This is a genomic window from Pseudomonas fragariae (ex Marin et al. 2024) (assembly GCF_059621105.1).
This window is the reverse complement of sequence record NZ_CM184369.1, coordinates 2,894,478-2,917,299: the sequence shown is the minus strand read 5'-3', so window position 1 is coordinate 2,917,299 and position 22,822 is coordinate 2,894,478. Positions and strand designations below refer to the sequence as shown.

General features: G+C 58.9%; 18 protein-coding genes. 11 read left to right on the top strand and 7 right to left on the bottom strand.

All coding sequences use genetic code 11. The features are described 5' to 3' along the window. Window positions 1-17: 17 nt before the first annotated feature. Entirely contained in the window at window positions 18-830 is an 813-nt protein-coding gene (locus AC54XV_RS13015) for a crotonase/enoyl-CoA hydratase family protein (protein WP_032653566.1), read from the bottom strand. Window positions 831-1,049: 219 nt separating this feature from the next. Between AC54XV_RS13015 and AC54XV_RS13010 the strand changes: the two genes are divergently transcribed. Then, window positions 1,050-2,534 (top strand): ATPase domain-containing protein, encoded by a 1,485-nt coding sequence (locus AC54XV_RS13010; protein WP_011267691.1) that lies wholly within the window; start codon window positions 1,050-1,052, stop codon window positions 2,532-2,534. After that, window positions 2,531-4,561, top strand: coding sequence for a hybrid sensor histidine kinase/response regulator (locus AC54XV_RS13005; protein WP_496718842.1), 2,031 nt, complete (start codon window positions 2,531-2,533; stop codon window positions 4,559-4,561). Before AC54XV_RS13010 ends, AC54XV_RS13005 begins: the two co-directional genes overlap by 4 nt. Window positions 4,562-4,616: 55 nt before the next feature. Here AC54XV_RS13005 and AC54XV_RS13000 read toward each other — a convergent pair whose 3' ends face one another. The 5 genes from AC54XV_RS13000 to AC54XV_RS12980 all read right to left on the bottom strand — a co-directional run bounded on the left by AC54XV_RS13000 (window position 4,617) and on the right by AC54XV_RS12980 (window position 11,271). Beyond that, window positions 4,617-4,994, bottom strand: a complete 378-nt coding sequence (locus AC54XV_RS13000; protein ID WP_003318062.1) for a response regulator — start codon at window positions 4,992-4,994, stop codon at window positions 4,617-4,619. A gap of 101 nt (window positions 4,995-5,095) precedes the next feature. Beyond that, a complete protein-coding gene (locus AC54XV_RS12995; RefSeq protein WP_011267688.1) occupies window positions 5,096-6,277 on the bottom strand; it encodes a hybrid sensor histidine kinase/response regulator in 1,182 nt (393 codons plus the stop codon). Beyond that, the gene (locus tag AC54XV_RS12990) at window positions 6,271-6,885 is read right to left on the bottom strand and encodes a chemotaxis protein CheB (protein WP_003402806.1); all 615 of its coding nucleotides are present in this window, start codon (window positions 6,883-6,885) and stop codon (window positions 6,271-6,273) included. Before AC54XV_RS12990 ends, AC54XV_RS12995 begins: the two co-directional genes overlap by 7 nt. Next, the gene (locus tag AC54XV_RS12985; RefSeq protein ID WP_024638804.1) at window positions 6,882-7,703 is read right to left on the bottom strand and encodes a CheR family methyltransferase; all 822 of its coding nucleotides are present in this window, start codon (window positions 7,701-7,703) and stop codon (window positions 6,882-6,884) included. The genes AC54XV_RS12990 and AC54XV_RS12985 overlap by 4 nt, the downstream gene beginning before the upstream one ends. 49 nt (window positions 7,704-7,752) lie before the next feature. Beyond that, the gene (locus tag AC54XV_RS12980; RefSeq protein ID WP_024660620.1) at window positions 7,753-11,271 is read right to left on the bottom strand and encodes a response regulator; all 3,519 of its coding nucleotides are present in this window, start codon (window positions 11,269-11,271) and stop codon (window positions 7,753-7,755) included. A gap of 332 nt (window positions 11,272-11,603) precedes the next feature. Between AC54XV_RS12980 and AC54XV_RS12975 the strand changes: the two genes are divergently transcribed. Next, the gene (locus AC54XV_RS12975) at window positions 11,604-11,975 is read left to right on the top strand and encodes a response regulator (RefSeq protein ID WP_003369350.1); all 372 of its coding nucleotides are present in this window, start codon (window positions 11,604-11,606) and stop codon (window positions 11,973-11,975) included. Continuing rightward, window positions 11,968-13,311: a glycosyltransferase gene (locus AC54XV_RS12970; RefSeq protein ID WP_058398584.1), complete on the top strand. Its 1,344-nt coding sequence runs from the start codon at window positions 11,968-11,970 to the stop codon at window positions 13,309-13,311. The genes AC54XV_RS12975 and AC54XV_RS12970 overlap by 8 nt, the downstream gene beginning before the upstream one ends. Before the next feature lie 160 nt (window positions 13,312-13,471). Here AC54XV_RS12970 and cobF read toward each other — a convergent pair whose 3' ends face one another. Then, window positions 13,472-14,230 (bottom strand): precorrin-6A synthase (deacetylating), encoded by a 759-nt coding sequence (gene cobF, locus AC54XV_RS12965; RefSeq protein ID WP_032653581.1) that lies wholly within the window; start codon window positions 14,228-14,230, stop codon window positions 13,472-13,474. Between the two features lie 118 nt (window positions 14,231-14,348). Between cobF and AC54XV_RS12960 the strand changes: the two genes are divergently transcribed. From AC54XV_RS12960 to xylB, 7 genes are all read left to right on the top strand, one after another. Next, the gene (locus tag AC54XV_RS12960; protein ID WP_003402817.1) at window positions 14,349-15,254 is read left to right on the top strand and encodes an AraC family transcriptional regulator; all 906 of its coding nucleotides are present in this window, start codon (window positions 14,349-14,351) and stop codon (window positions 15,252-15,254) included. Between the two features lie 240 nt (window positions 15,255-15,494). Beyond that, entirely contained in the window at window positions 15,495-16,817 is a 1,323-nt protein-coding gene (locus tag AC54XV_RS12955; protein ID WP_058398583.1) for an ABC transporter substrate-binding protein, read from the top strand. Window positions 16,818-16,904: 87 nt separating this feature from the next. After that, complete coding sequence (locus AC54XV_RS12950) at window positions 16,905-17,837, top strand: carbohydrate ABC transporter permease (RefSeq protein ID WP_003318051.1); 933 nt, start codon at window positions 16,905-16,907, stop codon at window positions 17,835-17,837. A 10-nt stretch (window positions 17,838-17,847) separates the two neighbouring features. Beyond that, window positions 17,848-18,681, top strand: a complete 834-nt coding sequence (locus tag AC54XV_RS12945; protein WP_003369336.1) for a carbohydrate ABC transporter permease — start codon at window positions 17,848-17,850, stop codon at window positions 18,679-18,681. Window positions 18,682-18,711: 30 nt separating this feature from the next. After that, window positions 18,712-19,818 carry an ABC transporter ATP-binding protein gene (locus AC54XV_RS12940; RefSeq protein WP_058398582.1) on the top strand — a complete coding sequence of 369 codons (1,107 nt, stop codon included), beginning with the start codon at window positions 18,712-18,714 and terminating at the stop codon, window positions 19,816-19,818. Between the two features lie 17 nt (window positions 19,819-19,835). Continuing rightward, window positions 19,836-21,317, top strand: a complete 1,482-nt coding sequence (locus AC54XV_RS12935) for a mannitol dehydrogenase family protein (protein ID WP_496718815.1) — start codon at window positions 19,836-19,838, stop codon at window positions 21,315-21,317. A 10-nt stretch (window positions 21,318-21,327) separates the two neighbouring features. Then, window positions 21,328-22,809: a xylulokinase gene (gene xylB / locus AC54XV_RS12930; RefSeq protein ID WP_058398580.1), complete on the top strand. Its 1,482-nt coding sequence runs from the start codon at window positions 21,328-21,330 to the stop codon at window positions 22,807-22,809. The last annotated feature ends 13 nt before the right edge of the window (window positions 22,810-22,822 follow it).

Sequence of the window (22,822 nt, the reverse complement as noted above, 5' to 3'; positions counted from 1 at the left end):
TCGAGCCTTGTCATGTATCAATTATCAAAGACTGGCTTGTGCTTGCTCATCTGCGCAGCCATCGCCAGCTTCAGGTCAGGTGATTGCAGCATGGCTGCGTTCCAGATGGCAACGTGTTCGAGACCGTCTGCCACTCTGTGATCACGCATGTAGCTGATCATTTGCTTGGTGCCTTCGATGGCGATGGGCGATTTTCCGGCTATTTCCCGAGCCACCGCCAGGACACCCTGCAACAGACCGTCCGCGTCATCGAAGGTGCGATTGACCAGCCCGATGCGTTGCGCCTCTTCAGCGCCGACGGTACGCCCGGTGTAGGCCAGTTCGCGCAACACACCATCACCGATGATCCTTGGCAGCCGTTGCAGCGTGCCGACATCAGCGGCCATGCCCATGTCGATCTCGCGAATGGCGAACTGCGCGTCGGCGGCCGCGTAACGCATGTCACACGCAGAAATCAGGTCGATGGCACCGCCCAGGCAATAGCCGTGAATGGCAGCGAGAACCGGTTTCCGGCAATTGTCCACGGCAGTGAACGAAGCCTGCATGTCACGGATCTTGCGCCGCAACAGGCGGGCATTACGCCCGGCATCCTTGCCCATCTGGCTGGCGACCGAGGCCAGCAGCGCCAGATCGATGCCTGACGAAAAATGCTTGCCTGCCCCGCTGAGAATCACGACGCGCACCTCGTCGGTACGCTCTATCCAGTCGAAAATGGCGATTATCTCCGTCCAGAACGACTCGTTCATTGCGTTGAGTTTTTCGGGCCGGTTGATTTGTACGTGAGCAATGCTGTCGGCCAGATCGACCCGGAAACTTTGATAATCGGTCACGACGTGATCCTCAGGCAGGTTGGGTGTTCAGGCGCAGGACTATAACAACTGCAACAGGCACACCGGAACCGGACTGAAGTGACATTTGCCGGACGCGAAAATCACCCGCCCGGCTATATTCGATATCGCTGTCCCCCTCAAATAGGGGGAACGGTCGCATCAGGCGAAGGTCCAGTAATCAGTAGCAACAAAACCTGTACGGTTATCAGAGGGCGATACTTGAATACGTCAAAAGCGGCAACCGGCATTGAGGGCCTGGACGACATCCTTGCAGGGGGTCTTTCACGCAGTCATGTGTTTCTTCTCGAGGGAGAACCCGGAACCGGCAAGACAACCGTGGCCCTGCAATTTCTGCAGGCCGGAGCGGCAGCGGGCGAAATATCCCTTTACATCACCCTGTCCGAGACTGAAAGCGAGTTGCGCTCGGGTGCCGCCTCGCACGGCTGGGAACTCGACGAACATATCAATATCTTCGAACTGACGCCGCCCGAAAGCCTGCTCGATGCCGATCATCACCAGAGTCTGCTCTACTCCTCGGACCTCGAGCTGGGTGAGGCGACGCGGCAGATATTCGAGGTGGTCGAGCGCGTCAAACCCACTCGCGTGGTGATCGACAGCCTCTCGGAAATCCGTCTTCTGGCGCAGAGTTCGCTGCGTTACAGACGGCAGATTCTGGCTATCAAGCATTATTTCACCCGCTATAACGCGACGGTTCTGCTGCTCGATGACCTGACCACCGAGGCGCTGGATAAAACCGTGCACAGCGTCGCCCACGGCGTTATTCGCCTTGAGGCACTGACACCTACTTACGGTGCCGAGCGCAGGCGCCTGAAAATCGTCAAGTATCGTGGCCAGAAGTACCGCGGCGGTTTTCACGACTTCACCATTGCCGAGAACGGTATTCATGTCTTTCCACGCCTGGTGGCGGCGGAACACCGCTCCAACTACTCGCGCTCCCAATTGAGCAGCGGCATCCCGGAATTGGACAATCTGCTGGGCGGCGGCATCGAAGGCGGCTCCAGCACCTTGATTCTCGGCCCGGCCGGGACCGGGAAATCGCTCATCTCGCTGGTTTTCGCCGTGCAGGCGGTCGCACGCGGCGAGCGTGTTGGCCTGTTCATATTCGATGAGGAAATGGGCCTGCTGTTTGAGCGCATGCTCAAACTGGGGATCGACCTGCGTGCGCTGCAGGAAACCGGCAATCTGGTGATCGAACAGATCGACGCCGCAGAGTTGTCCCCTGGTGAATTTGCACACCGCGTAAGACGCGCGGTGGATAAAAAGCAGATAAAGACCGTTGTCATCGACAGCATCAACGGCTATCAGGCTGCGATGCCGGAAGAAAGCGCGCTGGTTCTGCACATGCACGAGCTGCTGCTCTACCTCAACCGCCAGGGCGCCTCGACCTTCATGACCGTTGCGCAGCACGGACTGGTGGGCGATATGCGCTCGCCGGTGGACATTACCTACCTTGCCGACAGCGTGATTCTGTTGCGCTACTTCGAAGCATTGGGCCAGGTACGCCGAGCGATATCGATCATCAAGAAGCGTACCGGTACTCACGAGTCCACTATCCGCGAGTACCGCATCAGTTCCAACGGATTGAAAATCGGCGAACCATTGCAGGCCTTTCAGGGCGTACTGCGCGGTGTGCCGTCGTACATGGGCGACAAGAAACCGCTGCTTGAGGATGACGACCTTTGAGTACTCCAGGCCTGTCGTCAGAGCGCGCGATCATTCTCGCCCCACGCGGGCGGGACAGTCAGATCGCTCTGCGCATTCTCGACGAAGCGGGTTACCCGGCAACGGTAGCCCGTGATGTGTCCGAGCTGGTCAGAGAGTTGGGTATGGGGGCCGGCCTGGCGATCATCGCTGACGAGGCACTGCGCAACGCAGATATGACCCCGTTGCTCGAACTCCTCGGTCGCCAGCCGCCCTGGTCGGACTTGCCTATCGTCTTGCTGACCCATCACGGCGGACCGGATCACACCCCGCCTGCGCGCACGGGCAGCCTGCTGGGTAACGTGACCTTTCTCGAACGCCCTTTCCATCCGGTGACGCTGGTCAGCCTGGTGATGACGGCAGTGCGCGGTCGAAGACGTCAGTATGAAGCCCGGGCACGCATGGAGGACCTGCACGAAAGCGAAGGCCGCCTGCAGAATGCACTGATGGCCGGCAGGCTGGGCTCATGGGTACTGGAGGCGGAAGACCTCAAGCTGACCTGCTCGAACATCACCAAAAGTCACTACGGCCGCGACGAGCAGAACACGCTCGACTACGACGACTGGCTGGCCGCCGTTTATTTCGAAGACCAGCCCAGAATGCAATCGGCGTTGCAGCGCAGCCTGGACACCGGTGTCGACCTGATCATCGAGTACCGTAATGTCTGGCCGGACGGTTCGCTCAACTGGGTGGATGTACGCGCCCGCGCCACTCGCAGCAAGAACGGCATGGTCGGCTCACTGGCGGGCGTGACGTCTGACATCACCGAGCGCAAGCAGGCCGAGTCGCAATTGCGTCGTCTCAACGAAACACTTGAGCAACAGGTTGAAGAGCGAACCTCGCAGCTGCGTCACAAAGAGGAGATTCTCCGCCAGTCACAGAAAATGGAAGCGGTCGGCCAGTTGACCGGCGGGATTGCCCATGACTTCAACAACATGCTGACCGGGATCATCGGCAGTCTGGAATTGATAAGGCGGCGGCTGGCACGTGGGCGCACTGAGGACCTGAACAGCCTTATTGACCTGGGTGTGACGTCGGCAAACCGCGCTGCCGCCCTGACCCATCGCCTGCTGGCCTTCTCACGGCGTCAGTCGCTGGACTCCAAGCCGGTCGAGATGAATCATCTGGTCAATGCCATGGACGAACTGCTGCAGCGCAGCGTCAACGAGAGCATTCACCTGCAGTTGCGTCTGGCACACGATCTTTGGACCGCAGAAGCCGACCCCAACCAACTGGAGAGTGCCCTGCTCAACCTGGTGCTCAACGCCCGCGACGCCATGCCTGAAGGTGGTACGCTGGTGGTCGAGACCTTCAATCAGCAACTGGACAGATCCTTCACCAATGCCCATGAGAACCTGTTGCCGGGTGACTATGTCGTACTGAGCGTCAGCGACAATGGCTGTGGCATGCCTGAAACTGTCATCAGCCGCGCTTTCGACCCCTTCTTCACCACCAAACCCATCGGCCAGGGCACGGGCCTGGGTCTTTCGATGATTTACGGCTTCAGCAAACAATCACATGGCCACGTCCTGATCAAGAGCGAGGTCGGCGTCGGCACTACCGTACAACTGTTTCTGCCGCGCTTTAGCGGGCTGGCGAACGAAACCGAGCAAAGCTTCCAGAGCAACGCGGTTTATGCCGAGAATGGCGAGACGGTGTTGATCGTCGAAGACGACCCCGCCGTGCGGGCACTGGTCAGTGAAGTGCTCGGCGAGCTGGGCTACACGTTTATCGAGGCTGGCGAAGCGACGGACGCCGTGCCGATCCTGGAATCCGGACGGCGCATCGATCTATTGATCAGCGATGTAGGCCTGCCAGGCATGAACGGCAGGCAGCTGGCGGAAATCGCCAGGCAACTGCGACCGGAACTCAAGGTGCTGTTCATCACCGGTTATGCAGAACATGCGGCGGTGCGCGGAGGTTTTCTGGACACAGGGATGCAATTGATCACCAAACCCTTTGCGTTCGATCACCTGACTTCAAAAGTACGGGAAATGATTGAAGCCTGAGCAATGCTCAGGCTTCAGGTAGCGCAGACTTGTCCGGTTGCCCGCTCATTCGCCATCAAGCCAGCAGCTTCTGAATCTGGGTATGCAAGGTGTCCATGGTGAAGGGTTTGGCAAGAATGGGCGCCTTCAGCGCAATCGGGCTGCCCGAGTCGAGTATCTCCGCCGGGTAACCGCTGATGAAAATCACCTTCAACTCAGGCCGCAGCATGATCGCAGGCTCGGCAATCTGGACGCCCGAAACGCCGCCCGGCAGCCGATAATCGGTAATCATCAGGTCGAGATGGGGTTTGGTCGCCAGAATCTCGAAAGCCTGCTCGCCGTTCTCGGCTTTCAGGACACGATAACCCTCACCCGACAGATAATCGGCCAGAAGCATCAGGATCAGGGGCTCGTCTTCGACGATTAGTACGACGTTTTCTGCATCAGCGCTCATTGAACTGCCTTTGATCTTATAAATAGCTGCCATTACGACCACGGCACGCATGGGAGGTTGCGCCAACCTGTGATTAAACTTTATTGCCGGTGGCGGCGACCTTACAGAGGCAGGCAGATACGAAACACCGAACCCTTGCCCTCTTCACTTTCCACCTCGATGCGACCGCCGTGCGCCATGACGATCTGATCGGAAATGAACAACCCAAGACCCAACCCGGCAACCGCGTGATTGCTCGACACCCGCTCGAACTGCTGAAAGATGCGCTTCTGGTTTTCGGCCGTAATGCCAATACCTTGATCCCTGACTTCGATGAAAGCCTCGCTGTCCTTGCTGTACACATGCACTTCAATCGGCTTTCGCGCACCGTAGCGCAGCGCGTTGGTCAGCAGGTTGGCAACCACCTGCTCGATACGGAATTCGTCCCAGACACCGATCACCGGCTGTTCGGCGAACCGGGTGATGGTGGAATTGGCGGCGGCGATCTGCGCGGCAAAGCTCTCCAGCAGTTGCGTGACCAGTTCGCTCAGGTCGAACGGGCTCGGTCTGATCGACAGCTTGCCAGTACGGATCCTTGATACGTCGAGCATGTCTTCGATCAGGCGGATGAGGCTCTGAATCTGTCGCTCGTCGCGATCGACCATCGCGCGCAGCTTCTCCATGGTAAACGCCGCCGCATTGTCCTTGGCCAGGTGCAGCTTGCGCAGCTGGGTTTCCAGAATCAGGCCGTTGAGCGGCGTGCGCACCTCGTGGGACACGATGGACATGAAGTCGTCCCGCATGCGAATCGCGTGTTCCAGCTCGCCCTGGGTCGACTGCAGACGCTTGAGCAGGGCTTCCTGCTCCTGACGACTGCGCTCAAGCTCCTCGACCTGTATTTTCATGGCCTTGCGCTGTCGGTAAAGATCGACGAACACGTTGACCTTGCTCTTCACCGCGTGAATATCCAGCGGCTTGTGCAGAAAATCCACGGCACCGCTTTCATAGCCCTTGAAGGCGTAATTCAGCTCGCGGCCGGCAGCACTGACGAAGACAATTGGAATGCTTTTGGTCTTTTCCGTGCTGCGCATCAGCTCGGCCAGTTCGAAGCCGTTCATTCCGGGCATCTGAACGTCGAGGATGGCCATGGCGAATTCGTGCTGCAGCAACAGTGACAGCGCTTCGTCCGCAGACAGCGCCTTGTAGACGATTCGATCACCGCGCTTGATCAGCGCTTCGAGCGCCAGCAGGTTTTCCGGCAAATCGTCAACGATGAGCAGTTTTGCCTGAATTTCACTTAACATGCGCTTCGTTCCAGCTCGACCAGCAAGCGGCCAATATCGTTCAGGGAAAGGAGGTAATCGGGCGAGTGCAGCGCCAGGCCAGCTTCAGGCATGGTAGAAGCCTGAGCCTGCGACGGGTCCTGAATCACCGTGAAACCACCATACTTCTTGATCTGCAGCAATCCGTTCGCGCCGTCATTGTTGGCGCCGGTCAACAGCACGCCAGCCAGTCTCGGCCCATAGGCATCAGCGGCCGAACCGAACAGAATGTCGATACTGGGCCTCGAATAAAACACCCTGTCCTCCTGACTCAATGACAGGGAAAAGTCAGACTCCACCGAAACATGATAGCCCGCTGGCGCAACGTACAAAGTGCCGGGCACGATGCCCTCCTTGTCGTCGGCTTCCTTGACCGGAATCGCCAGCCGGTTCTGAAACACATTGGCCAACTGGCTGAGCCGGTCATCAGGCAAATGCAGGACCATCAGGATTGGTAACGTAAACCCCTTGCGCAGGCCGCTGAATATTTTCAGCAGCGCCTCCACGCCGCCCGCCGAGGCGCCGACGACAATGGCATCGACCACGGGCAACGGGTGGCTGAGCGTGTCATCGCCAAACGTGATTTTCATAATTTCCGGTAAATCCGCTCGGGCTTCACCAGCGCCTCGAAGGCGCCACCGTAGGCGGAGAAATCCAGGGTTTCCTTGCTGCCCAACGCCAGAAAGCCACGATGGCACAACGAATCATGAAACAGCCCGAACGCTCGATCCTGAAGCTTTTTGTTGAAATAAATCAGTACGTTACGACAAGAAATAAATTGCGTTTCGGAGAATACACTATCTGTGGCCAGACTGTGATCGGCAAACGTGACGTTCTCGCACAGCGTCTTGTCGAAGATCGCATAGTCATAGGCAGACGTGTAGTACTCGGCAAAATCGCGCTGCCCTCCCGCCTTTCGATAGTTCTCGGCATAGGCCCGCACGTTGTCCATGGAGAAGATGCCCTGCTTGGCCTTTTCCAGCGAGCTGGGGTTGATATCGGTCGCATAGATGATGGTCCGCTCCAACAGCCCCTCCTCGCGCAACAGAATAGCCGTGGAATAGACCTCCTCGCCCGTGCTGCAACCGGCAATCCACACCTTGAGTGATGGGTAGGTGCGCAGTACCGGCACGACCTCGTTGCGGATTGCCAGAAAATGCGACGGGTCACGGAACATCTCACTGACCGGAATCGTGAGAATCTGCAGCAGTTGCATGAATGCTGCAGGATCGTGGAGCACACGTTCCTGCAGGGCGGAGATGGTCGCACAATCGAACTGACGCAGCGCATGGATCACGCGACGCTTGACCGAAGCGCCGGAGTAATCACGAAAGTCGTAGCTGTATTGAAGGTAAATCGCCTCGATCAGCAGGCGCAGCTCGATATCCATGCTTCGATCACGGTGCATGGTGCGGTCCGGGCTTGTCATCGCAGACGCCTCTACATTGAGCCCTCATTCAGATACGCTCCATCTTCGGCAGCCAGACGCGAATCAGCGAAAACAGACGGTCCAGATCAATGGGCTTGGCCAGGTAATCGTTGGAACCCGCTTGCAGGCAGCGTTCCTGATCATCTTTCATGGCCTTGGCCGTGACGGCGATGATCGGCAGTTTGCGCCAGCGCGGATCCTTGCGAATCTCGATGGTCGCTTCATAGCCGTCCATCTCAGGCATCATCACATCCATCAGGACCAGATCGATGTCTTCTACCTCGTTAAGCCTGGCAATCGCCTCCAGACCATTGCGGGCGATTTCCACCACCGCGCCTTTATGTTCCAGAGCGCTGGTCAGCGCGAAGATATTGCGCACATCGTCGTCGACCACGAGGATCTTGCGCGCCTCGAAGACCTTGTCACGGCTACGCGCGGTCTTGAGCATCTTTTGTCGCTCGTTGGACAGTTGCGATTCGACCTTGTGCAGAAACAGCGTCACCTCATCGAGCAGCCTTTCCGGCGAGCGCGCGCCCTTGATGATGATCGAACGCGAATACTTCATCAGCTCGGCTTCTTCATCGCGGGTCATGTTGCGGCCGGTATAGACGATGACCGGCGGGAAGGCGCAGATGTCTTCCATCGACATGCGCTTGAGCAACTCATTGCCGAGCATGTCCGGCAGCTTCAGGTCGATGATCATGCAGTCATAGACATGATCGCGCAGCAGGTCCAGCGCCTCCTGGGCGAAGCCTACCGCCGTGATTTCAATATCATCGTCACCGATCAGGCGCGCGATGCTGTCACGCTGTAGCGCGTCGTCCTCGACCAGCAGGATACGCTTGACCTTCTGCGTCAGCTTGGCCTCCAGCTTGGCGAACACGTCCTTGAGCTCTTCGCGTGTGGTCGGCTTGACCGCGTAGCCAATGGCGCCCATGTGCAATGCGGCTTCCTGACGATCTTCGACCGAGATCACGTGCACGGGAATGTGCCGGGTGGGCGCCAGCTCCTTGAGACGTTGCAGCACGGTCAGGCCCGAATGGTCCGGCAGGCGCATGTCCAGCAGGATCGCATCCGGCGTATAACGGGATGCCAGATTGAAGCCATCATCGGCAGCATGCGCCACCAGACAGTCGTAACCCAGCTCATGGGCCAGGTCGTAGAGAATCTGGGCGAATCGCACTTCATCTTCGATCACCAGGATGCAGCGCCGCTGGAAAGGTGCCTTGTCACGGTCGTCGTCAAATACCGGCACCGGCGTATCCATCGGCACGGGTGCCGGAACGGGCTGCGCAATGACCGGAAGCACAGGGGCATACGGCTGTAGCGCAGCAGGCGCTGACACGATCGGCAGATCGCTGCCCGGCTCGCGATCGTCTTGCTCGACGTAATGCTCCGGCAGCACCAGGCTGAAAATACTGCCCTGCCCCGGTGCGCTGGTGACACTGATCGATCCGCCCAGTAATGCCGCCAGATCTCGTGAAATCGACAGCCCCAAGCCGGTACCGCCATAACGTCGGTTGGTGGTGCCGTCTGCCTGACGGAACGCTTCGAAAATACCCTGCTGATGCTCCTCGGCGATGCCGATGCCCGAGTCACGCACAATGAACGCGATACCGGCGCCTGGCTGGCGCGAGACGACCATGCTGACCGAGCCGGCCTCGGTGAACTTGATCGCGTTGGACAGCAGGTTCTTGAGGATCTGCTCAAGGCGCTGGCGATCCGTGAACAGCATGGTGGGCGCACCGGCCTGGATGTCGACGGTAAACGCCAGTTTCTTCTCGGCGGCGAGCGGCTGGAAGAGTGTCCGCAGACCTTCAACCAGACGGGACACGCTGCTGTTTTCCGGACGCATTTCCAGCTTGCCGGCTTCGACCTTGGAAATATCCAGAATGTCGTTGATCAGATTCAGCAGGTCATTACCTGCCGAATAGATCGACTCGGCAAACTTGACCTGTTCGGCGGTGAGGTTTTCGCCCGGGTTCTCGGCCAGCAGCTTGGCGAGGATCAGCGAGCTGTTGAGCGGCGTGCGCAACTCGTGGGACATATTGGCGAGGAACTCGGACTTGTACTTGCTGGCACGCTGCAGCTCGTCCGCCCGCGCCTGCAACTCGGCCTGGGCGATATTCAGTTCTTCGTTGTTGCGATCCAGCGCATCGCGCTGCTCGGCCAGCGCTTGACTCTGGTCGGCCAACTGCTCGTTGGTCTGCTCAAGTTCGGCCTGCTGGGTCTCCAGATGAGCCTGGGATTCCTTGAGGATGCGCGACTGCTCCTCCAGCTCTTCGTTGGCGGTGCGCAGTTCTTCCTGCTGCACCTGCAGCTCTTCGTTGAGCTGCTGGGTCTCGGCCAGCACCTCCTGCAGACGCTGGCGATAACGGGCGGCTTCGATGGACGTGCCGACGTTGTCCGCCACCAGCTCAAGGAACTCGATGTCCCGCTCGGTCAGGGCGCGCAGAAAACCCAGTTCGATCACGCCGTTGACCTGATCGTCATTGCTGGTTGGCACCACCACCACGCTGCGCGGCGAGCCCTCGCCCAGGCCGGACGCAACCTTGAAGTAATTATCCGGCAGTTCATCCAGGGTAATGATGCGGTCCTGCTGGGCGGCCTGCCCGACAATGCCTTCATCACTGTGAATGGTCTGATCCTGCTGCTCCTGTTCGCGGGAGAAGCCATACGAGGCAGCCCGTGTGAGGCCGCCGTGGTCCTGGCGAATGTAGACCGCCGCCACCGACGCGCCCAGGTATTGGGTCAGGAACTGGAGGATATTGCGGCCCAGCATGCTCAGCGTCAGTTGCCCCAGAACCTGCTCAGCCAGCTCGCTCTGGCCATTGCGCAGCCAGGCCACTTTCTGCAGACGCTCGGAATTGATTTCCTGAAGCCTGAGGTTTTCGCTGTAGGTATTCGACAGCGACAGCAGATCCCTGCGACCGATATAGGCCAGAATTGCGCTGACGACCACCACGAATATCAGATAAAGGGTGACGGAAAGGATGGTACTGCGCGTGACTTCCGCATTGCGGGTCAGACGAAGTTGCTGCTCCATTTCCACCGCCTGATCATATTCAGTACGGATCTGATCGGTGATTCGCTTGCCACGTCCGGCCAGTACCGGCGTCTGATAATCGCCGTTGGTGCGCCGCAACGTGATCATCTCCTGGGCGAACGCATTCCACTCCTGCTGCAGTGTGGACAGACGTCTGAACCGATCCAGTTGCGTGGGGTTGTCGTCTACCAGTTTCTCCAGCCCCTGCAGCTCGGCGAGCAACAGCGGCTTGGCGACCTCATAGGGGTCGAGAAAATGCTGATCCCCCGTCAACAGAAAACCGCGCATGCCGGTTTCCATGTCTATCGACAGTTTCATTGAGCGGTTGGTGTTGTTGATCACCCGGTCAGTGTGCTCGACCCACTGTATTGCAGTGAGCAGATAACTGATCAGCAGAATGAAGAAAACTGCACTCAGTACACCGACACCCAGTGGCAAGCCAACGTTACGTCCCAGCAATTTTCGAAAGCGTTGTTCATCGACAACAGACGTCCGATTCATGAAATATCCCTGACCAATGGATCAAAACCGTAGAGTTTGCCGTAAACCTACAGAAAACACCCTTATTTCTGACATAGAGGATTGAAATTTCACACATAAATGGGCGATAAGCTCACGCCGGTATTCATTAATGACGCCAACCCGTGAGTCGCCCTCGCGATTTACGGTATTTGTGCCTCGATTGAACTTCCACACGGTTTTTATTTACTGATACAGGGACTGTATCGACAGCGGACAGGCCCTCGCTCGGTTACCCTGAGTCGAGGGGAAAGGATGCGCGAAACTCCACACCGTCTGCGCTATCACCATTATTCAGGTTTAAGGAGTCAACCATGCCCGACACAGCCCGCACCATTCTCGTGGTCGAAGACGACGCCATTGTGCGCATGCTGATTGTCGACGTGCTCGAAGAGCTGGAATACAAGGTACTGGAAGCCGAGGACGCTACGTCGGCACTCACCTTTGTTGCAGACGATTCCAATCACATCGACCTGTTGATGACTGACCAGGGGCTGCCTGACATGAAAGGCACTGCACTGGCCAAAAAGGTCATCGAACTTCGCCCGCAATTGCCCGTGCTGTTCGCCAGCGGTTACTCGGAAAATATCGACGTGCCGCCAGGCATGCACTCGATCGGCAAGCCGTTCTCCATCGACCAGTTGCGCGACAAGGTAAAAAGCATTCTTGGAAACAGCCTTGACTGACATCGACGCTGCCTTCAACCGCACCGATAAGCCTGCCAGCACCCGCCTGTTGATCATCGGCTACGTATGGCCCGAGCCGCGATCTTCGGCCGCCAGCGGGCACATGATGCAACTGATTCAATGCTTTCTGGAGCAGGACTGGCAGATCACCTTTGCCAGCCCTGCCACCGAGGGCGAGCATCGCGCCGATCTGCTCAGTCTGGGCATCAGTGAAGTGCACATCACGCTCAACGACAGCAGTTTTGATGTATTTGTCAGCCAATTGCAGCCTGATGTGGTGCTCTTCGATCAGTTCATGATCGAGGAGCAGTTCGGCTGGCGGGTCGAGCAGCAGTGTCCTGACGCACTGCGGATGCTGGAGACGTCGGATTTCCAGAGCCTGCGCCACGCACGCCATCAGTTGCTGAAGGACTCGCTGAACAGCGATTGCGCCGCGGCCGGGCCGGGCAGCGCCGACGTTTCAGCGCCGCAGCTTTTCCGGCAAATAGCCTCCAGTGATCTGGCGCAGCGCGAAATTGCTTCGTTGTATCGCTGCGACCTCAACCTGATGACGTCGGATGTCGAAATCGCGCTGTTGAGCGGCCCTTTCGGCCTGCCCGCGGCGCTGCTGCACTGGTGCCCGTTGATGATCGACGGTATTCCCGACAGCTTCCGGCCTTTTGTACAGCGTGCGCACTTCCTCAGCATCGGCAACTTCCGCCATGCGCCCAACTGGGATGCCGTGCTGTGGATGAAAACCGTTATCTGGCCGCTGATTCGCCAGCAACTGCCCGAAGCCCAGCTGCACATTTATGGCGCCTATACGCCACCCAAGGCCTCGGCGCTGCACAATGCCGCTCAGGGCTTTCATGTGAAGCACTGGGCCGAGGATGCGCTGGAGGTCATGTCCAACGCGCGGGTGTGCCTCGCGCCATTGCGCTTCGGGGCCGGCATCAAGGGCAAGCTGATGGACGCGATGCTCTGCGGAACGCCGTCAGTCACGACGCCGGTGGGTGCGGAAGCCATGAACGGCGGGCTGCCGTGGCCCGGCATCATTGCCGATAACCCTGCGGAAATCGCTGGCGCTGCGGTCAGGCTGTATCAGGACCAGAACCTCTGGCTTGAAGCGCAACAAGCGGGTCAGGCGTTGCTGCAGGCACGCTTCCAGCATCGGCAGCACTGTGCGAGCCTGATCGAGCGCATCGAGACCCTTCGCAACGGACTGACGGAGCATCGACTGGCGAACTTCACCGGCGCCATGCTGCGGCACCATCACCACAAGAGCACCAAATACATGGCGCAGTGGATCGAAGCGAAGAATCGCAACAAGGATGAAAAACCGGCTCAGGCTCAATGAGAAAAGTCGGCGAGCGAAGGTCAGGCAAGGCAAAAACAGGCGAGGAACGGCCGGGGTCGCGTTCGACTCTACGTGTTGTAAATGAGCATTCCGATCGAACTCGCGCACGAGCCTGTTTTTAACGCAGCATCACCGAGCGCAGCCACTTTTCCTGCAGAGCCTAGGCCGGTTTGCGCAGCAAATAGGTATCCATGATCCACCCCTTGCGCTCGCGTGCCTCGCTGCGCAGGCGCTTGATCTGCTCGCAGACATCATCCAGCCGTCCGGCCACCAGTATCTCGTCCGGCGTGCCCAGGTACGCGCCCCAATAGATGTCCAGCCCCTGCCCCGTATAACGCTCGAATGTGCAGTGCGCGTCGAGCATCACCACGACGTTGCCGGGGTGCTGCAGCGGAGCTGTCGCCATGCGTCGGCCGGTAGTGACAAGAATCGACTCGCCAATGCGATTGAGCGGGATCCGGTGCCGCGCGACCAGACTCTGGACGCTGGTGATACCGGGTATCACCTGATACTCGAAAGCCTCATTACCCCGCGCCAGAACCTGGTCAAGGATGCGCATCGTACTGTCGTAGAGCGACGGGTCACCCCAGACCAGAAACGCGCCGACCTGATCCACGTCAAGTTCATCGGTCAACAGCCGCTCGAACAGTACCGCGCGCTGTTCGTGCCATCCCTCGATGCCGCGCTCGTAGGCCTGCGGATCATCTTCACGTCGAGGGTCCTGGACTTGCACCAGACGGTAGCGTTGGTGAGTGATATAGCGCTGACAGAGCTCTTTGCGCAGCCTCAGCAACTGATCGTCGACGTAGCCCTTGTCGAGGATGAAGATCACCTCTGCACGGTTCAGGGCCGCAACGGCCTGCAGGGTGATCTGTTCGGGATCACCGGCCCCCATGCCGATCAGCAGGATCTGTTTCATCGGTCAACGCCTCCACTGGCAGAGGCCCGATCGTAGGCGTTTTTTGCCAGCGACCGGGCATTGAACTGAAAAATCAGGCACATTACTCTTCTGGCAACGGATGAACATGACATCGCCAATGAATAAAACAACAAGAATCGCCGACCCTTCCTACGAATTGATGGACGACCACAACGGTCTGTCGATCATCTACCGCGAGCATGGTTTCCCCTGCCCGCTGGTGCGCTGGCACTTCCACAAGGAATATGAACTGCACCTGATCGTCGCCAGCTCCGGCAAGGTGTTTGTCGGCGACTACATCGGCAATTTCAATCCTGCCAGCCTGTTTCTCACCGGCCCCAACCTGCCGCATAACTGGATCAGCCAGATCGACGACGGTGAAGTGGTGCCCAAGCGCGACATGCTGGTCAACTTTACCGATGAGCTGCTGGAAAGCGGCAACCAGGTGTTTGCCGAGCTCAAGACCCTGACGCCGTTATTGGAGCGCGCCCGCTACGGCATCGAATTTCGCTGCAAACGCACGATTCGTCAGGCCATGAAGCAGATGCAGAAAATCGCCGACTCGCGAGGCATTACTCGCCTGGGCCATTTCTTCATTCTGCTCGAACTGCTCGCCGCCAGCGACGACTACCAGTTGCTGTCAGGCACGGCGGTCGCCCACACGGCGGACGAGCACAGCGTGGATCGCACCAACCGGGCGGTGGATTATATTTTCGCCCACTATGGCCGCGAGCTGCCGCTGGAGGAAGTCGCCGAGTATCTGGGCATGAAACCGACCTATTTTTCCCGGGTGTTCAAACAGGCTACCGGGCGCTGCTTCGTGGAGTTCGTCAACCGGCTGCGTATCAGCAAATCCTGCGAACTGCTCGCCGACGGCGACAAACCGGTCACCGATGTGTGCTTCGAGTCCGGATTCAACAATATTTCCAACTTCAATCGGCGTTTTCAGCAACTCAAGGGCATGACTCCGTCGCACTACCGCCGACTCGCCGTTCAGCGTCTGACCGAACAAAACCTGTACTGATTCGCCCCGCCCTCGCCCTCATCGTCTACGCTGGAGTTGCGTCGAAGCCGCCCTATGGGCGATTCGGCGCTGTTGCCTTTTCCCACCCGAGTGCAAAAAAGTATCAGTCAGAGTGCGGCGCAGGATTTGTCTTTCAGACCGAACGCCGGTGTAATCAATGCACATCTTCCTCACCTCCGGAAGAGAAAAAAACAATAACCATCCTTCTGCAGTCCTTTGGGCGTGGAAGAGGAGTGATCAATGAAGAACTCAGCAAAACTTCTGCTCGCCAGTTCCGTCCTCAGCACCTGTTTCGTGTTCAGTGGCAGTGCCACCGCGGGGACCGTGACCATCGCCACGGTCAACAACAGCGACATGATTCGCATGCAACGCCTCTCCAAGACCTTCGAAGAAAAGCACCCCGATATCAAGCTCAATTGGGTCGTGCTGGAAGAGAACGTCCTGCGTCAACGCCTGACCACCGACATCGCCACCAAGGGCGGCCAGTTCGACGTGCTGACCATCGGCATGTACGAAGCCTCACTCTGGGGTCAGAAAGGCTGGCTGCAGGAAATGAAAGACCTGCCTGACAGCTACGATCTGAAGGATGTGTTCACATCAGTACGCGACGGCCTGTCGGTGGACGACAAACTGTTTGCCCTGCCGTTCTATGCTGAAGCCTCGATCACCTACTACCGCACCGACCTGTTCAAGGCCGCAGGCCTGACCATGCCCGAGCGCCCTACCTGGACCCAGATCGCCGGGTTCGCCGAGAAACTGACCGACAAGTCCAAGGAACAGTACGGCCTGTGTCTGCGCGGCAAGGCTGGCTGGGGCGAGAACATGGCGCTGATCACTACGCTGGCCAACGCCTATGGCGGACGCTGGTTCGATGAGCAGTGGACGCCACAGTTCGATCAGCCAGAATGGAAGGATGCGCTGAACTTCTACGTCAATACCATGAAGAAATTTGGCCCGCCGGGTGCCTCAAGTAACGGTTTCAACGAGAACCTTGCGCTGTTCAACAGCGGCAAATGCGCCATCTGGGTCGACGCCAGCGTTGCCGGTTCGTTCGTGACCGACAAGAAGCAGAGCAAAGTGGCCGACAGCGTCGGCTTCACTTACGCCCCGCATGAAGTGACCGAGACGGGCTCATCGTGGCTTTACTCGTGGTCGCTGGCGATCCCGACCAGCGCCAAGAACACCAAGGACGCTGCCGAGTTCACCCAGTGGGCGACCTCGAAAGAGTACGCCAAATTGGTCGCCGATACCGACGGTGTGTCCAACGTACCGCCTGGCACCCGCGCCTCGACCTATACCGACGAGTATAAAAAGGCTGCACCGTTTGCCAACATCACACTGGAATCGCTCAAGAAAGCCAATCCCAAGGCCCCGACACGCGATCCCGTGCCTTACGTCGGCATTCAACTGGTCACCATTCCCGAGTTCCAGGCCATCGGCACCAGCGTCGGTCAGCAGTTCTCTGCAGCACTCATAGGTCAGTCCACTGTGGATCAGGCCTTGCAGAATGCGCAAACCGCTACCGCGCGCGACATGAAACGAGCGGGTTACCCGAAAAAGTAACCGTCACGCATCAGGGCGAAAGCCAATGCTTTCGCCCTGCCGCTCAACTGCGCAACAACTCTGGTGCAATCCGGTTCGGAGCTCCCCATGAATACCTCAGCCTCCCCTGAACGCACGGACCTGTCCGGCGAACAGCAACCGCTCAAAAGCCGTCGATTCAAGCCGGGCTGGTTTCTGGTCAGTCCTTCCGTGGCGCTTCTGCTGGTGTGGATGATCGTGCCGCTGGGCATGACCATTTACTTCTCGCTGATCCGCTACAACCTGCTCTCCCCCGGCGAAAACGAATTCGTTGGCCTGGAGAACTTCCAGTATTTCGTGACCGACAGCGGCTTCTTGCCGGGTGCCGGCAATACATTACTGCTGGTCGGCAGTGTGCTGGCGATCAGTGTGATCCTCGGCGTGCTGATTTCGGCACTGCTGGAAGCCAGTGAGTTTTTCGGTCGCGGCATCGTCCGTGTGCTGTTGATCTCGCCGTTCTTCATCATGCCCACGGTCAGTGCGCTGATCTGGAAAAACCTGATCTTTCATCCGGTATCCGGCGTACTTGCGGCGGTCTGGAAGTTCTTCGGCGCCGAACCGATTGACTGGTTCGCCCATTACCCGATGCTGTCGATCATCATCATTGTGTCCTGGCAATGGCTGCCGTTCGCCATTCTGATCCTGATGACCGCCATGCAGTCACTGGATCAGGAGCAGAAAGAAGCAGCGCGGCTGGACGGCGCAGGTCCGCTGGCGATCTTCTGGCACCTGACCCTGCCGCACCTGGCGCGTCCGATTGCCGTGGTGGTGATGATCGAAACGATCTTCCTGCTTTCGGTATTCGCTGAAATCTTCACCACGACCAACGGCGGGCCGGGCTTTGCCTCGACCAACCTGGCTTACCTGATCTATATCCAGGCGCTGCTGCAGTTCGACGTCGGCATGGCCTCGGCGGGCGGGCTGATTGCCGTGGTCATAGCCAACATCGCGGCGATCATCCTGATCCGGATGATCGGCAAAAACCTCACCGACAAGTCATGAGGACCTTGCCATGATGACCCTCAAACAATCACGCCGTCTGCAAAGCCTGCTGCTCGGGGCCCTGTCCTGGATCATCGCTGCGCTGGTGTTCTTTCCGATCTTCTGGATGGTCCTGACCAGCTTCAAGACCGAGATCGATGCGTTCGCGACACCGCCACAGCTGTTCTTCACGCCGACGCTGGAAAACTACCTGCATATTCAGGAGCGCAGCGATTACTTCCATTTTGCCTGGAACTCGGTGCTGATTTCCTTCAGCGCCACGGTGCTGGCCATGCTGATCGCGATTCCTGCGGCGTATTCCATGGCGTTTTTCGAGACCAAGCGCACCAAGGGTACGCTGCTGTGGATGCTCTCGACCAAGATGCTGCCGCCGGTGGGCGTGCTGATGCCGATCTATCTGCTGGCCAAGACCTTTGGCCTGCTCGATTCGCGGCTGGCGCTGATCATCATCTATACGCTGATCAACCTGCCGATCGTGGTCTGGATGATTTACACCTACTTCAAGGATATCCCCGGCGAGATCCTCGAGGCCTCACGGCTGGACGGGGCCAGCACCCGTCAGGAGATCTTTCGCGTGCTGATGCCGATCTGCAAGGGCGGCCTGGCTTCCACCGCGTTGCTGTCGCTGATCCTGTGCTGGAACGAAGCGTTCTGGTCGCTGAACCTCACCTCGTCCGCCGCGGCGCCGTTGACGGCCTTGATCGCTTCCTACTCCAGCCCTGAAGGGTTGTTCTGGGCCAAGCTGTCAGCGGTATCGACCCTGGCCTGTGCACCCATTCTGATTTTCGGCTGGATCAGTCAGAAACAACTGGTTCGCGGCCTGTCGTTCGGCGCTGTCAAATAGCCCGGTCCAAAGAACAAGAAGGAGTCCAACATGGCTAACCTGAGCATCCGCAATCTGCAAAAAGGCTTTGACGGTCACCAGATCATCAAGGGTATCGACCTGGAGGTGAAAGACCGCGAGTTCGTGGTCTTCGTCGGGCCTTCGGGCTGCGGCAAATCCACCCTGCTGCGGCTGATCGCCGGGCTTGAAGAAGTGACGTCGGGAACCATCGAGCTCGATGGCCGGGACATCACGCAGGTCACGCCGGCCAAGCGCGACCTGGCCATGGTGTTCCAGACCTATGCGCTGTATCCGCACATGACCGTCGGCAAGAACCTGTCGTTCGCGCTGGACCTGGCGGGCGGTGACAAGGCCGAGATCAAGAAGAAGGTCGATGAAGCCGCACGTATTCTGGAGCTCGGACCGCTGCTGGAGCGCAAGCCCAAACAACTGTCCGGCGGGCAACGCCAGCGTGTCGCGATTGGCCGGGCCATCGTGCGCAACCCGAAGATTTTCCTGTTCGACGAACCGCTGTCCAACCTCGACGCCGCGCTGCGCGTGCAGACCCGCCTGGAATTGTCGCGCCTGCACAAGGAGTTGCAGGCCACGATGATCTACGTGACGCATGATCAGGTGGAAGCCATGACGTTGGCCGACAAGGTCGTCGTCCTCAATGGCGGCAAGGTCGAGCAGGTCGGCTCGCCGCTCGAGCTGTACCACCACCCGGCCAACCTGTTCGTTGCCGGCTTTCTCGGCACGCCGAAGATGGGCTTCCTCAAGGGCACGATCAGCCGGGTGGACAGCGCCATCTGCGAAGTCGAGCTGGATGCCGGAACGCGCATCAGCCTGCCGGTCAATGGCGCAGGACAGAGCGTCGGCGCTGCGGTAACGCTGGGCATTCGCCCGGAACACCTGAACCTTGCCCAGGGCGATGATTGCCAGTTGCAGGTGGTTGCCGACGTCAGCGAACGTCTTGGCAGTGACACCTACTGTCACGTGCGTACCCGCTCGGGCGAAGCGCTGACCATGCGTATTCGTGGCGATCTGGCCAGCCAGTATGGCGAGACGCTGAACCTGCATCTCGACAGTGCCCAATGCCACCTGTTCGACGCTCAAGGTCTGGTGATTGCCAAAGCCTTGCAGACTGCCGCAGCCTGAGTTCCGGAGAGCCCGTCATGAAACTGAACAAAAACAATCTGTCCCGATTGGGCGACGACATTGCCGTGCCCGCCTACACCGTCGAGAGCACTCGCCAGGGCATTGCCCACATCGGCGTCGGCGGCTTCCACCGGGCGCATCAGGCGTTTTATACCGATGCGCTGATGAACAGCGGCGAAGGCTTTGAATGGAGCATCTGCGGCGTGGGCCTGCGTCCTGAAGACAAGGCCGTGCGCGATGCACTGGCGCAACAGGACTACCTGTACACGCTCTATGAACTGGGTGACACGCCTGACACCAAAACCCGCATTATCGCCTCGATCAGCGGCATGCTGCTGGCCGACGACAGCCCGCAGGCGCTGATCGACAAACTGGCCAGCCCGGACATCCGCATCGTCTCGCTGACCATCACCGAAGGCGGTTACTGCATCGACGACAGCAACGGGCAGTTCATGGCCCATCTGCCGCAGATTCAACACGACCTGGCAAACCCGGATCAGCCAAAGACGGTCTTCGGCTTCCTCTGCGCCGCACTGGCCCGCCGCCGGGCGCAAGGTACGCCAGCCTTCACCCTGATGTCCTGCGATAACCTGCCACACAACGGCGCGGTCACTCGCAAGGCACTGCTGGCATTTGCCACGTTGCGCGATGCCGATCTGCACGACTGGATCAAGGAAAACGTCAGCTTTCCCAACGCGATGGTCGACCGTATTACACCGATGACCAGCGCACCCCACCGGCTGCAACTGGCGGACGAGAAGCACATCGACGATGTCTGGCCAGTGGTCTGCGAACCGTTCGTGCAGTGGGTGCTGGAAGACAAGTTCGTCAATGGTCGCCCGGCATGGGAAAAAGTCGGCGTGCAGTTCACCGATGACGTGACGCCCTATGAAGAGATGAAGATCAAACTGCTCAACGGCAGTCATCTGGCATTGACCTACCTGGGCTTCCTGAAAGGTTATCGTTTTGTCCACGAAACCATGAATGACCCGCTGTTCGTGAGCTATATCCGCACTTATATGGACCTGGACGTGACCCCGCAACTGGCGTCGGTGCCAGGTATCGATCTGGAAGGTTACAAGGACACCTTGATCGAGCGCTTTTCCAACCAGGCGATTGCCGACCAGCTGGAACGGGTCTGCTCGGACGGATCGTCGAAATTTCCCAAGTTCACCATTCCGACGATCAATCGTCTGATCGTCGATCAGGGCAATCTCGAACGCGCTTCGCTGGTCGTCGCTGCATGGGCGCTGTATCTGAAGGGGGTCGACGAAAACGGCACGACCTACACCATTCCTGACCCGCGTGCCGGGTTCTGTCAGGCGCTGGTGGCTGATGACACGCTTATTACTCAGCGCTTGTTGGCAGTGGAAGAAATCTTTGGCTCGGCCATTCCGAAATCCGCAGCATTTGTGGCGGCCTTCGAGCAGAACCTCAATGATCTCCGCACACTGGGTGTGAGTGGCACACTGGAAAAACTTTTGGCCGCCAAGGCCTGAGGGAATTCCCATGTTTCTTGGAATCGATTGCGGGACCCAGGGCACCAAGGTGCTGGTGCTCGACACCGAAAGCGGCACCGTGCTGGGCGAAGGCTCGGCGCCGCACAGCCTGATCAGCGACCATAACGGACGCCGTGAACAGGACGTGCAGCAATGGCTGGACGCGCTGCAACAGGCGACCCGCGAGGCACTGGCAGCGGCGGGCGTTTCCGGTCAGCAGATTCAGGGCATCGGGGTCTCAGGCCAGCAACATGGCCTGGTGCTGCTCGATGCTCAAGGCCAGGTACTGCGCCCGGCCAAACTGTGGTGCGATACCGAGTCGGCACCGGAAAACCAGCGCCTGCTGGACTTTCTGGGCGGCGCGCAGGGTTCGCTGCAACGCCTTGGCCTGGTCATTGCCCCAGGCTATACCGTGTCGAAACTGTTGTGGACCAGGGAGCAATACCCGGATCTGTTCGAGCGGATCGACAAGGTGCTGCTGCCCCACGACTACCTCAACTATTGGCTGACCGGCCGCTGCTGCACCGAGTTTGGCGACGCATCGGGCACCGGTTACTTCAACTTGCGCACTCGCGAGTGGGACCTGCCGTTGCTCGCGCACATCGACCCGAGCGGTCGCCTGGGCAAGGCACTTCCACAGCTGTTGCACGCCCATGAACCGGTGGGCGCACTGCGTGCTGAGGTCGCCCGGCTGCTGGGCCTGAATCCTGACGCGCTGGTCTCCAGTGGCGGCGGCGACAACATGATGGGCGCGATCGGCACAGGCAATATCCAGCCGGGGCTGATCACCATGAGCCTGGGCACTTCGGGCACCGTGTATGCCTACGCCGATGAGGCGCAGGTCAGTGAGCATGAGTCGGTCGCGACGTTCTGCTCATCCTCCGGCGGCTGGTTGCCGCTGATCTGCACGATGAACCTGACCAACGCGACGACTGCCATTCGCGAGTTGTTCGCCCTCGACATCGGCGGCTTCAACCAGGTGGTCGCCCAGGCGCCGATCGGTGCCGAAGGCGTACTGATGCTGCCCTTTCTGAACGGCGAACGCGTGCCCGCCCTGCCCGACGCTACCGGCAGCATCGTCGGGCTGGACAGCACCAATCTGACTCAGGCCAACTTGTCCCGTGCGGTAGTCGAAGGCACTACCTTCGGCCTCCGCTACGGGCTCGACCTGTTGCGCGACAGCGGTATCAAAAGCGAAAAGATCCGTCTGATCGGCGGTGGCTCCAAAAGTGCCGTGTGGCGGCAGATCGTGGCCGACATCATGAACACACCGGTGATCTGCACCGACCACTCGGAAGCCGCCGCGCTGGGCGCCGCCATTCAAGCGGCCTGGTGCTGGTCGCGCGCCAACGGCAAAGCTCAGGACCTGCAGCAACTGTGTGAACGCTGTGTGAGTCTCGATCAGAGCAGTGAGGCGCATCCTGTGGTGCATAATGTGGCCGCCTACCAGCAGGTCTATCAGGGTTATCAGGCGCAATTGCGCAAGGTTTGAAGCGTTTTTTCAT